At 64.9% G+C, this 12027-nt stretch carries 8 protein-coding genes; 6 read left to right on the top strand and 2 right to left on the bottom strand.

The genetic code is table 11. The features are described 5' to 3' along the window. The first annotated feature begins 84 nt into the window (after nucleotides 1–84). From B9Y97_RS15425 to B9Y97_RS15400, 6 genes are all read left to right on the top strand, one after another. Nucleotides 85–867 (top strand): ABC transporter ATP-binding protein, encoded by a 783-nt coding sequence (locus B9Y97_RS15425; protein WP_085527579.1) that lies wholly within the window; start codon nucleotides 85–87, stop codon nucleotides 865–867. Then, nucleotides 864–1691 carry an ABC transporter ATP-binding protein gene (locus tag B9Y97_RS15420; RefSeq protein ID WP_085527578.1) on the top strand — a complete coding sequence of 276 codons (828 nt, stop codon included), beginning with the start codon at nucleotides 864–866 and terminating at the stop codon, nucleotides 1689–1691. Before B9Y97_RS15425 ends, B9Y97_RS15420 begins: the two co-directional genes overlap by 4 nt. A gap of 3 nt (nucleotides 1692–1694) precedes the next feature. Beyond that, on the top strand, nucleotides 1695–2039 hold the full coding sequence (locus B9Y97_RS15415; protein ID WP_085527577.1) for a hypothetical protein: 345 nt from the start codon (nucleotides 1695–1697) through the stop codon (nucleotides 2037–2039). Then, a complete protein-coding gene (locus B9Y97_RS15410) occupies nucleotides 2039–3049 on the top strand; it encodes a branched-chain amino acid ABC transporter permease (RefSeq protein ID WP_085527576.1) in 1011 nt (336 codons plus the stop codon). Before B9Y97_RS15415 ends, B9Y97_RS15410 begins: the two co-directional genes overlap by 1 nt. Nucleotides 3050–3132: 83 nt before the next feature. Further along, the gene (locus tag B9Y97_RS15405) at nucleotides 3133–4395 is read left to right on the top strand and encodes a branched-chain amino acid ABC transporter permease (protein ID WP_254900980.1); all 1263 of its coding nucleotides are present in this window, start codon (nucleotides 3133–3135) and stop codon (nucleotides 4393–4395) included. Next, complete coding sequence (locus B9Y97_RS15400) at nucleotides 4392–4994, top strand: nucleotidyltransferase family protein (RefSeq protein WP_085527574.1); 603 nt, start codon at nucleotides 4392–4394, stop codon at nucleotides 4992–4994. Before B9Y97_RS15405 ends, B9Y97_RS15400 begins: the two co-directional genes overlap by 4 nt. Before the next feature lie 65 nt (nucleotides 4995–5059). Here the strand turns inward: B9Y97_RS15400 and B9Y97_RS15395 are convergent, their stop codons facing one another. After that, complete coding sequence (locus tag B9Y97_RS15395; RefSeq protein WP_085527573.1) at nucleotides 5060–5776, bottom strand: Hint domain-containing protein; 717 nt, start codon at nucleotides 5774–5776, stop codon at nucleotides 5060–5062. Nucleotides 5777–6330: 554 nt separating this feature from the next. Next, complete coding sequence (locus tag B9Y97_RS18385) at nucleotides 6331–11307, bottom strand: Ig-like domain-containing protein (RefSeq protein WP_254900937.1); 4977 nt, start codon at nucleotides 11305–11307, stop codon at nucleotides 6331–6333. Nucleotides 11308–12027: the final 720 nt, after the last annotated feature.

Here is a 12027-nt window from a genome sequence, read left to right as displayed (position 1 = left end):
GACCAATCGCACAGCCCGGGGCCAACCCCCCGGGCTGTGCTGCATAAGGCGGGAGGGGCACCCGCGAAACACGGGGTGGGATCTTTGATCAAGGTTGAAAACCTGCACAAACATTTCGGCGGATTTCATGCCGTCGACGGCGCTTCTCTGGAGATCGAAAAGGGCACGATCACCGGGCTGATTGGCCCGAACGGTGCCGGAAAAACAACGCTTTTCAACGTTGTGGCCGGCGTTCTTCAACCCACGTCAGGGCGCGTGACGATGGAGGGCGAAGACATCACCGGCCTGCCGCCGCACGAGCTGTTCCACAAGGGCCTCCTGCGCACCTTCCAGATCGCCCACGAGTTCGCCTCGATGACCTGCCGCGAGAACCTGATGATGGTGCCGCCGGGTCAGCTCGGTGAAAAGCTGTGGGACACCTGGTTTGGCCGCAAGCGGATTGCCGACGAGGAACGCGCGCTGCGCGCCCGGGCCGACGAGGTGCTGGAGTTCCTGACCATCGAACACCTTGCCGACCACAAGGCCGGACAGGTGTCGGGCGGCCAGAAAAAGCTTCTCGAGCTTGGCCGCACGATGATGGTGGATGCCCGGATCGTGTTTCTCGACGAGGTCGGCGCGGGCGTGAACCGCACCCTGCTCAACACCATCGGCGACGCGATCATCCGCCTCAACAAGGAGCGCGGCTATACCTTCGTGGTGATCGAGCACGACATGGATTTCATCGACCGGCTGTGCGACCCTGTGATCTGCATGGCCGAGGGCAAGGTGCTTGCCGAAGGCACCCTGAACGAGATCAAGGCCAATGAACATGTGATCGAGGCCTATCTCGGCACCGGCCTCAAGAACAAGGACAAGGTCGAAGCATGAGCCAACCCTTCGACGCCCCCGGCTACAACCGCGATTCCACGATTGTGAACCCCAAGGGCCAGGGCGAGATGCGCGCAGGCCCCCAGAACGGCAAGGCCAAGCCCGCCCCCGGCGGCCCCTTCCTGATCGGCGAGAAGATGACCGGCGGCTACGGCAAGGCCGGCCCCGACATCCTCTCCGATTGCACCATCGCGGTCGACCGCGGCGAGATCGCGGTGATCGTCGGCCCCAACGGTGCCGGCAAATCCACCGGCATGAAGGCGCTGTTCGGCATGCTGCACCTGCGCGGCGGCAGCGTGCGGCTTGACGACGAGGACATCACCGACCTCACGCCGCAGGCACGGGTCGCCAAGGGCATGGGCTTCGTGCCGCAGAACAACAACATCTTCACTTCGCTGACGGTAGAGGAAAACCTCGAAATGGGGGCCTTCATCCGGCGCGACGACATCTCCGGGACGATGGAACAGGTCTACGAGTTGTTCCCGATCCTGAAGGAAAAACGCTATCAGGCCGCGGGCGAGCTTTCCGGCGGCCAGCGCCAGCAGGTCGCAGTAGGCCGTGCGCTGATGACGCGGCCCAAGGTGCTGATGCTCGACGAACCCACCGCCGGCGTCTCGCCGATCGTGATGGACGAGTTGTTCGACCGGATCATCGAGGTGGCCCGCACCGGGCTGCCGGTGCTGATGGTGGAACAGAACGCCCGCCAGGCCCTTGAGATCGCAGACAAAGGCTTCGTGCTCGTGCAAGGCCAGAACGCCCATACCGGGACCGGCAAGGAGCTTCTTGCCAACCCCGAGGTGCGCGCAAGTTTCCTCGGGGGCTGAGAGATGAAAGCCGTGTTCCCAGCTATCGGCGGTCTGTGCGTCGGCCTGCTCGCCAGCCCGGCCCTTGCCGCGCCGGTCTGCACCTTCACCGAAGAATGCTACATGTCGCTCGGCTGTGAGCCGACCGACTGGGAGCTGACCGTCGATCACAAGGCGGGCCGGATCATGACCATCGCGGAAACCCTCGACATCCTCCATGTCGAGGACGGCCAGGCGCAACAGATCGTGGCGCGCGGGCCCGGTGCGCTGCACCTGCTGACCATCGGCACGAACACCGCGCTCTACACCCTTCACATCGGCGCAGGCCCTGCGTCGGTTACCTATTTCGGCACCTGCGGAGACGAATGATGGATATCCTCAACGCCATCGTGGCGCTTTCCAACTACGTGCTGATCCCGGCCGCTGCCTATGGCAGCCAGCTTGCCCTCGGCGCGCTCGGGGTCACGCTGATCTACGGCATCCTGCGGTTCTCCAATTTCGCCCATGGCGATACCATGGCCTTCGGCGCGATGGTGACGATCCTGCTCACCTGGTGGTTCCAGTCGATGGGGATCAACCTCGGGCCGTTGCCGACGGCGCTTCTCGCCCTGCCCTTCGGGATTCTCGGCGCGGCGGCGCTGATGCTGGCCACCGACCGGGTGGTGTATCGCTTCTACCGACGGGTGAAAGCCAAGCCGATCGTCTTCGTGATGGCCTCGATCGGGGTGATGTTCATCATGAACGGCATCGTGCGTTTCGTCGTCGGCCCCGGCGATCAGCGGTTCGCCGACGGTGCGCGGTTCATCATCTCGGCGCGCGATTTCAAGGAGTGGACAGGGCTCAGCGAGGGGCTGGCGATCCGCACCTCGCAAGGCATCACGCTGATCACCGCGGTGGTGGTGGTGGCGGCGCTGTTCTGGTTCCTCAACCGGACCCGTACCGGCAAGTCGATGCGCGCCTTCTCCGACAACGAGGATCTCGCGCTGCTCTCGGGGATCAACCCGGAGCGGGTGGTGATGATCACATGGCTCATCGTCGCGGCGCTGGCGACCATCGCGGGCGTGCTCTACGGCCTCGACAAGAGCTTCAAACCCTTCACCTATTTCCAGCTTCTGCTGCCGATCTTCGCCTCCGCCATCGTCGGCGGTCTCGGCAACCCGCTCGGGGCCATCGCCGGGGGCTTCGTGATCGCCTTCTCGGAAGTGATGGTCACCTATGCCTGGAAAAAGGTGCTGGGCTACCTGTTGCCCGACAGCCTCGCGCCGGACGGGCTCGTGCAACTGCTCTCCACCGACTACAAGTTCGCGGTCTCTTTCGCGATCCTCGTGGTGGTGCTCCTGTTCAAACCCACCGGGCTCTTCAAGGGGAAAGCGGTATGACCGTCGAAACCACAAACACCGATGACACCGGCAAGCTGCGCGTGAACTGGAAGAACATCGCCCTGTTCGGCCTCGTCGCCCTGATGATCCTCTGGACCGGCATGTTCCAGAGCTGGAACTCGGCGCTGCTGATCCTCAACATGGGGCTGGTCTCGGCGATCATGGCGCTCGGGGTCAATATCCAGTGGGGTTATGCCGGGCTGTTCAACGTCGGCGTCATGGGCTTCGTGGCGCTTGGCGGGCTTGCCGTGGTGGTCACTTCGGAAGCGCCGGTGCGCGAGGCCTGGTCCGCAGGCGGGCCGCGCCTGCTCGCGGGGCTCGCCTTTGCCGTCGCCGTGCTGGCCGCCGCCGTCGCGCTCTACAAGCGCATGGCCCCCGGGCGGCTGCGTGCCCTTGCCCTCACCGTTTTGCTGGTTGCGGGCTTTTTTGCCTACCGCGCGATCTTCGATCCGGCGGTGAGCGCCGTCGAGGCGGTGAACCCGGCCGCCACCGGCTACCTCGGCGGGCTCGGCCTGCCGGTGATCCTGGCCTGGGTCGTCGGCGGTCTGCTCGCGGCGGGCGTGGCCTGGGCCATCGGCAAAACCGCGCTCGGGCTACGCTCGGATTACCTCGCCATCGCAACGCTCGGCATCTCCGAGATCGTGATCGCCGTGCTGAAGAACGAAGAGTGGCTCGCGCGTGGGGTGAAAAACGTCAACGGTCTCGACCGGCCCTGGCCGGTGCCCTACGAGGTCGACCTGCAACAGAGCGCCGAATTCGTCGGCTGGGCCGCGAACCAGGGGCTCGACCCGGTGACCTTCTCGTCGATCACTGTCAAACTCGCCTTTGCCGGGCTCTTCGTCATCGTGCTCGCCATCCTGATGTGGATGAGCCAGGCCGCGCTGAACTCGCCCTGGGGCCGGATGATGCGCGCGATCCGCGACAACGAGGTTGCCGCCGAGGCGATGGGCAAGGACGTGACACGCCGTCACCTTCAGGTGTTCATTCTCGGTTCCGCCGTCGTCGGCATTGCCGGCGCGATGATGACAACGCTCGACGGGCTGTTCACCCCCGGCACCTACCAGCCCCTGCGCTATACCTTCCTGATCTGGGTCATGGTGATCGTCGGCGGCTCGGGCTCGAACTGGGGCTCGGTGCTGGGCGGCTTCCTGATCTGGTTCTTCTGGGTGCAGGTCGAACCGCTCGGGCGCTGGATGATGGACTTGCTCACCTCCGGCATGGGTGCGGAATCGGCGCTGCGCGCGCATCTGCTCGGCTCGGCCGCGCATATGAGGCTGCTCACCATGGGCGTGATCCTGCTCCTGGTGCTGCGATTCAGTCCACGCGGGCTGATCCCGGAGAAGTGACCGGCCCGGCGCTCCTCGTCCTCGCCGCCGGGCGCTCGACGCGGATGCGCGGGCGCGACAAGCTGATGGAAGAGGTTTCGGGCCGGCCGATCCTTGTCGAGCGGGTGACAAGTGCCCAAGCCACGGCCGCGCCGGTTTTCGTGGCGTTGCCGCCCCGCCGCGAATGGCCGCAACGCTGGGCCGCGCTCGAAGGCACCGGGGCCACGCTGGTCGAGGTGCCCGACGCCGCCAGCGGCATGGCCGCAAGCCTGCGCGCGGGCCTTGCATCGCTGCCCGCCGATTGCCCCGGGCTGCTGGTGCTGCTTGCCGACATGCCCGAGATCACCCCCGCCGACATCGCCGCCCTGCTCGCCCGGTTCGATGGAACGTCGATCCTGCGGGGGGCCAGCGCCGAGGGCACGCCCGGACATCCGGTGCTGTTTCCGGCCCGCGACTTTGCCGCCCTCGCCCGGCTCACCGGCGATGCGGGCGGGCGCGATCTGTTGCGCCGGGAAAGCGCGCGCGTGCAACTCGTGCCGCTGCCTGACCGCCACGCCCTGACCGATCTCGACACGCCGGAAGACTGGGCGGACTGGCGCGCAGGGCAGGCCCCCGGTTGACGTGCGAACGCCGGGCTCCTCGCGGGTGCCCGGCGTTCAGACATCCCCCCAGGGGCGTCGTTCGGTCAGATCGCGTCGATCAGGCGGGCCTCGCGGGCGTCGATCGTCGGCCGCGACTCGACGTAATTCGCCGCGGTATTGTCGTAGCGCAGCCGCGGCATCGCCTCGGTGATCGCATGCCATTGCTCCGGGTAGGCCACCCGGATCGACCACATGTCGGGCGCGAAGCTTTCCATCCAGAGCCCGTTGACCTGGATCAATTCGTGTTGGTCGAACAGCAGGTGGACCCAGCGCCCCACCGAGCGTGGCGCGATATCGGTGCCTTCGATATGGGTGAGGTCGCCCACCGATGCCATGATTTCATCGGTGGCGAAAAGGAGGTTGCTGAGCGCATTGCGCACGAGCACGCGCTGGCCGGGGGCGAGCACGAGATTGCCCGCGTCCGGATTGCTGCCAAGCGCGCCGGCACGGATTCGCACCGGGCCGCGATGGGGGTGGTCGCAAATCGTGCCGCCCGCGTCCGGCTCGTCGTAGATCACCGTCGAAGTGCCCACCCAGCGCAGGGTTTGCATCCCGTTGTCACGGGTCACCACCCGGTCACCGGCCCGAATATCGCGCGCCAGAACCGAGCCGCGCGCGGTTTCGATCACCGAGGACTGGGCCAGCCCCGAAGTGGCGAATTCCGGCATGCTCACCGGCCCGAGCGCCGAGAGAACGCCCGCGCGCATATCGAGTGCGGGGGGCAGGTCGTTTTCGACGGCGGGTGAACGAAAATGCAGCATGGCTTCAATCCCGGGCAAGGTCGGTTCAGATTTTCAGGCCAGATCAGGTTACAGGGCAAAAGTGCCCAGATCATGAAAAAATTCCGGTGAATGTGACGGGCCTTGCCGGTCGCGATCCGCCGAAAACCACTGATTCCCGGCCCTCACGCCACAAATCTGCCCGATTTCGCCACAATTGGCCGCAGCGACGCCACCCGCGCGTCTTCGCCGTGCCACGGCTTGTTCAGAGGCAGGACTCGCCTTGTTTTCAAGGTTTTGGAAACTGTTTCGCAGGCTGTAACAATCTGCGATCCCGAGCATGCATTGTGCACCTGGGCGAAACTGTGGCGGGCGCGGGGCAGCAAGGGCCCGCCTCGCCCATCTGGTTAACCGTGGCCCCCGCCACTTGCCAGAAATGAAAACAATCCCGCAGTCACCCGCGAGATTGTTTCAAAACCGGAAACGGCATGGTTCTCGGCGCACGAAAACCGGCCACGGCGCAGACGCGCCGGGGGCAGCCCCTCCCCTTTCCGGGTTGGGTCGCCCGCCGGTTGCCCGGCAGGCGCGCTGCATTGTTACTTGATGAGCATCCGGGCTTCGTGCTTCTTGAGGATCCGCCGCGCCGCGGTGTAGTCCTCAAGGCCGTCCTGCGTCTCAAGCTCGGGGAAGAGATCGAACAGTTCCTGACGCTGGGCGTTGCCGATCCCCTTGAGCGAGTAATCGCCCGGCTGGAAGCTCTCGGTCCAGGCACCGTCCGACAGCACCACCTCGTGATGGTCGAACATGAAGTGCACGTAGGTGACCCCCAGCGGCTCGACGCTCAGGATGCCCTTGTTGTCGACCAGGTGCTTGGCGGCGGCCAGAACCTCGCGCTCGTCGAAGTAGAGCGTGGTGCGGTCGTTGGCCACCAGCACCCGGTGGTTCGGGCTCACCATCATGTCGCGCTCGGGCAATCCGTTGCCCAGCGCGCCCGCGCGGATCAGGACCGGCTTGAGATGGTCGGACAGGGCCAGTTCCTTGAAGCCTATCGGCTTGTGGCCCACCCACTTGATCTCCTGGATGCCGTTGTCGCGGGTGATCACCCGGTCGCCCGTCTTGAGTTCCTCGACCCGACGCTCGCCCTTCGGCGTCGCGATCATCGTGCCCGGCGTGAAGCAGGGGATGATGTTCTCGATCTCGGTGAAGTTCAGCGTACCGGCCGCATCGCCGTGCTCATCGAAATAGGAAACGAAGCCGTCTTCCTTGTCGGGCACGGTATAGGTGATCGTGTATGACCCGTTCTCGGGCACCGAGCCGGTGAGATCGAGCGTGTCGAAATCGTCGCCGCCCTCGCTTCCGTCGATCACATCGCCCGCGTTGACGTTGATGAAGGTGTCGCGGTCGTCGCCACCTGTCATCGTGTCGTTGCCCGCTCCACCGCTGATCCGGTCGTCGCCCTGGCCGCCAAGGAGTTCGTCATCGCCCTCGCCACCGAAGATGGTGTCGTTGTCGATACCGCCGTCGATGTAGTCGTCGCCCTCGTCTCCGTAGAGCATATCGGCGTCGTCCTGACCGAAGATGGTGTCGTCACCGGCACCGCCATGGATCACGTCGATGCCGTTATCGGGCCGCGGGTCGATGTCGTCGGGGATGTTGAGCGGGTCGAGCGCCAGATCCGGGCCAAGGCCGCCATAGATCAGGTCGTCTCCCGCACCACCGTCGATATCGTCGGAGCCGTGGCCGCCGATGATCTCATCGTCACCGTCGCCGCCCTCGATCAGGTCGTCGTCGAGGCCACCGTCGATGTAATCATCGCCGGCCCCGCCATCGATCGTATCGCGGTCGTCGCCGGTGAAGATGGTGTCATCGCCATCCCCGCCGTCCACGAAATCGCGGTCGTCTTCCTTGTCGGTGTCCTCCGGCAGGATCGGCGCGTAGCCGTAATCCGTCATCGGGTTGGAGCCCGAGGTGTCGATCACGTCATCGCCCGCGCCGCCATAGACCGTATCGGAACCGTCGCCGGCGATCAGCGTGTCGTCGCCGCCTTCGCCGTGGATCACGTCGTCGCCCGCGCCGCCCTTGACATGATCGTCGCCCACGCCCGCGAACACCGTGTCGTCGCCGTCGCCGGCCAGGATCACGTCGTCGTTCGGCGCATCTCCCGGCAGGATAGCGTCGTTCGCGTCGACCATGTCACCTTCCGGATCGCCGTCGTAGTCAAGATCAATCAGGTCGTCACCATCGGTGCCCGACACGATCCCGTCGTTGACCATCACCGTTACCACCGCGCTGTCGGTGCCGCCGTTGCCGTCGGAGATCGTGTAGTCGATCGTGGTTTCACCGAAGAAATCGGTGTCCGGCGTGAAGGTGATCGTGCCATCGGCGTTGATGTCGGTCGACCCGTCCGGGCTGGAGGCGCTGATCACCTCCAGCGGATCGCCGTCCGGATCGCTGTCGTTGTCCAGCACCGCGATCACCGTGGGGGTGTTGATCGGGGTCCGGTCCGCGTCGTCCTCGGCCACCGGCGCGTCGTTCACCGGGGTGACGTCAATGGTCACCGTCGCGGTGTCCGTGCCGCCGTTGCCGTCGCTCACCGTGTAGGTGAAGCTGTCGGACCCGTTGTAGTCGGCGTCGGGCGTGTAAGTGATGGTGCCATCGCCGTTGATCGCCGCCGTGCCGTTGGCCGGATCGCCCACCTCGGTTACCTCGAGCGTGTCGCCATCGACATCACTGTCGTTGGCGAGCACGTCGATCACCACGGCGGTGTCTTCGTCGGTCGTCGCGTGATCGTCAACGCCGACCGGATCGTCGTTCACCGGGGTGACGTCGATGGTCACCGTCGCGGTATCCGTGCCGCCGTTGCCGTCGCTCACCGTGTAGGTGAAGCTGTCGGGTCCGTTGTAGTCGGCGTCGGGCGTGTAGGTGATGGTGCCATCGCCGTTGATCGCCGCCGTGCCGTTGGCCGGATCGCCCACCTCGGTTACCTCGAGCGTATCGCCATCGACATCGGTGTCGTTGGCCAGCACGTCGATTACCACGGCGGTGTCTTCGTCGGTCGTGGCGTGATCGTCACCGCCGACCGGCGCTTCGTTCTGCGGATCGGTGAGGATTTCCTCGATCTGGCTGAAGCTGAGCGTCGAGCCGTTTTCGAAGGTCACCGTGCCCTTGTAGGCGCCGGAGTCGGTGTCGTCTTCGGTCTTGTCGATGGTGACCTTGCCCGAACCGCTCAGGTCGAGCACGTCGTGGTCGGTTTCGTCATCAGGGCCGTTACCGCCGATGATCTCGTCGCCCGCCCCGTCGTCTCCGCTGGCGACGATGAAGGTGTCGTCACCGCCCTCGCCATGCATCACGTCGGCTCCGGCACCGCCGGTGATCACGTCATCGCCGTCTTCGCAGGCTTCGCCGTCGGGCGCGGTGGTCTCGAAGGTCACGTCCGACACCCAGATCGCCTGGTCGGTGTCTTCGCCGTTCTCGTAAAGGATCTCGATCCGTTCGACCGGACCCGCGATCGCCACTTCGACCGAGCCCACCGCGTTGTCCGGCCCGAGGCTGCCAGTGTCTTCGGTGGTGCCGGTGACGGTGTTGTCGTCCACGTCTTGCACGCCCGTGGGGGTGAGCACCACGTCGACCTCGTTGCCCTCGGCGTCGTAGCCGCGCACCGTCACCCGGTCGATGTGATCGTCGTGGCTGTAGCCGGTATCGACATCGTTGAGCCGGAAGAAGACGTTCTGCACCGCGTCGCCATAGGCATCGTCGGTCGACGAGAATTCCAGCGTGGTGAGCGAGGTCTCTTCGAAGCCGCCCGAGCTGCCGGTGCCGTAGAGTTCCAGACTGGAATCCGAGTCGAGCCCCTCGCCCGCCTCGGTGTAGGTCTCGTCATCGGAAATCGTGCCGGTCGCGCCATGGTCGAGCGCGCTGTAGGCGATGTTCACGTTCACGCCGCCGGCGTCGTAATCGGTCGAGCCGCCAAGCGCGGTGCCGTCGGAGGCAACATCCTCCCAGACCAGCACCTTGGCCTCGCCCGGCGCACCGGGCGTGCCGGGGCCGTAATCGCCGTAGATCGTGTCGTCGCCTTCGCCGCCGGTCAGCTGGTCGTCGCCGCCCTCGCCGTAGATCAGGTCATCACCCTCGCCACCGTCGATGGTGTCGTTGCCAGCCTCGCAGGAGGCCCCGCCATCGCTCACTTCGACGTCGAAGAACACATCGGTGATGTTGACGCCGCTGTTGTTGCCGCCGTTCTGGTCGTGCTCGATCACGATCCTCGACACCGGCCCGGCGATGTCGACGAGCAGGGAATGCTCGGGCGCGTCGTCGTCGAGGTAGCCGCCCTTGCTGTCGGCGGTGTCGGCCCCGGCGACGCCGTCGGTATCAAGCAGGGTCAGCTTGCTGCCGCCGGTCAGCTCAACCGGGATCATGTTGTCGTCGGCGTCATAGGCAATGATCCGCACCACGCCGTCGCCGTCGATGTCGTTCACGCGGAACGAGACGTTCGAAACCGGGTCGGAGAAGCCGAGCTGGTAGTCGCCCTCGTTATGCTTGCCGTTGGCCACGCTCTCGAAGGAACTGGTGGCGTCCACCGGATCGCCCTCGCCCTCGATCCCGTCGATGTTCTGGTTGGTGGTCTCGAAACGGGAATCCGTATTCCAGGATTCCTTCAGGATCGAGAAGGAAACATCGACATTGCCGGTGTTCTGCGTGAAGGCGTCGGCGTCATGCCCATTGCCGAAATTCGGCGCTTCGGACCAGTTGAGGCTCTCGCGCACAGTGGTGCCCCCGGCACCATCGCCGCCATCGCCGTAGATCGTGTCGTCGCCTTTGTCGCCGTCGAGCTCGTCATCGCCGCTGCCGCCGAACACGAGATCGTCGCCCGCGCCCGCGTAAACGGTATCGTTGCCCGCGCCCGCGACGATCACGTCATCGTCCGGCGCCGCGCCGGTCAGGATCGCGTCGCCGGCGTCGACCATGTCGCCGTCGGGGTCGCCGTCATAGGCGAGGTCGATCAGGTCGTCGCCCGCGGTGCCTTCCACGATCCCGTCAGGCGTCGGGCCCGCGTTGAAGCCCATGTCGGTGATCATGACGTGGCCCGACTCGTGTTCGCTCTCGCCGTTGTCGTGGATGATGACAAGTTTCGCCACCGGACCCGCGATCGACACCGTTACCCCTTCATCATGCAGCTTCGACCCGCCGTCGATGGTGTTGCCGCTCTCCGTCTGCCCCGCCTGCAGACCAGAGAACTCGACATCGACGGGGTTGCCGTCGGCGTCAGAGGCCAACACAGTCATCTTGTCGTCCCAGTCCCACCCCTGGTCGACGTCCTTGAGCTGGAATTTGAGGTCGGTCACGGCCGTGTCGAAGGTGATCACCGCCTCGGTCGGCTTTGCGACGTCGTTGGACTTGAGCTCACCGTTGTGAAGGCAGAATTGATCGCCATGGTCATTCTTGGGCGTGGAAACGGTTACCCGGACCGGATCGCCGCCAGACAAAGAATCCAGCATCGCGGACCCGTCCGCTCCGGTCAGATCCCAATCCAGCAGGTAGTCGCCATAAGGCGTGTAAGTGGTCGAATAGGTCATCTCAAAGGTTCCCTTGCTCAAGTCCGCGGCGGGCGGTGAAAGCGATTGCATCACGGGGGTGGATGGAGAAGCTGGCCGCATTCGCCGGCCGGAAAGCGTGCACGTGTGATGCACTCATGCGGAGAGGATGGAAGCCGAAGAGCCCCGCGAATATCGCGGCACAGACCCGGTCAAAATCGGTCGGCGGCAGCATGTCTTCCGTTCCCCTCGCATAACATACATAACCCGGTCGAGGGCGATGCCCGGCCACGGGATACCGCACGTCCGACCGATCGGCCCATCCATTCAAGGGATTGAGAGGGGGCTAGAGAGACCCCTGCCCGCGATTGCCGACGGACCCCCCGATCCATCGCCTTCGCGAACCTGCGCGCCCGCCACTGGCGGCTAAACGGCGCACACTCCAACCCCACGGAAAACCGTGGTCTTGGTGCGGCCGCCCCCGTGGCCTGCAAACATCACCCCCCAGTTGGGCACTTTTGATACTACTCCAAACCAAATGGGCAAAAAAGGGAAATCTGGCAAAATCGCGGCAGACCTCGGGCCTAAATGATTAACACGATTGATTTTTATTCGCCTTGGACGCGAGCCGATCCGGCCTGATTGTTTCCATAAGGTAGACGTTTTCGCCTCAAGGGCGAGCTGCCGAAAGGCGTTCGCCATGAACAATCCACAGAAAGGCGCTGTTTTCCCCAGAGACGCGCGCGTAACCTGCAAAAATCG

The sequence above is a fragment of the Maritimibacter sp. HL-12 genome (assembly GCF_900177545.1).
Taxonomy (GTDB): domain Bacteria; phylum Pseudomonadota; class Alphaproteobacteria; order Rhodobacterales; family Rhodobacteraceae; genus Sinisalibacter.
The sequence above is the reverse complement of the archived record's forward strand: the minus strand, read 5'-3'. Positions and strand labels throughout refer to the sequence as shown.

Bases quoted from the DNA above. Each gene is read 5' to 3' on its own strand.
- B9Y97_RS15420 (WP_085527578.1), top strand. From the start codon at position 864: ATGAGCCAACCCTTCGACGCCCCCGGCTACAACCGCGATTCCACGATT.
- B9Y97_RS15410 (WP_085527576.1), top strand. From the start codon at position 2,039: ATGGATATCCTCAACGCCATCGTGGCGCTTTCCAACTACGTGCTGATC.
- B9Y97_RS15405 (WP_254900980.1), top strand. From the start codon at position 3,133: ATGATCCTCTGGACCGGCATGTTCCAGAGCTGGAACTCGGCGCTGCTG.
- B9Y97_RS15395 (WP_085527573.1), bottom strand. From the start codon at position 5,776: ATGCTGCATTTTCGTTCACCCGCCGTCGAAAACGACCTGCCCCCCGCA.
- B9Y97_RS18385 (WP_254900937.1), bottom strand. From the start codon at position 11,307: ATGACCTATTCGACCACTTACACGCCTTATGGCGACTACCTGCTGGAT.
- B9Y97_RS15415 (WP_085527577.1), top strand. From the start codon at position 1,695: ATGAAAGCCGTGTTCCCAGCTATCGGCGGTCTGTGCGTCGGCCTGCTC.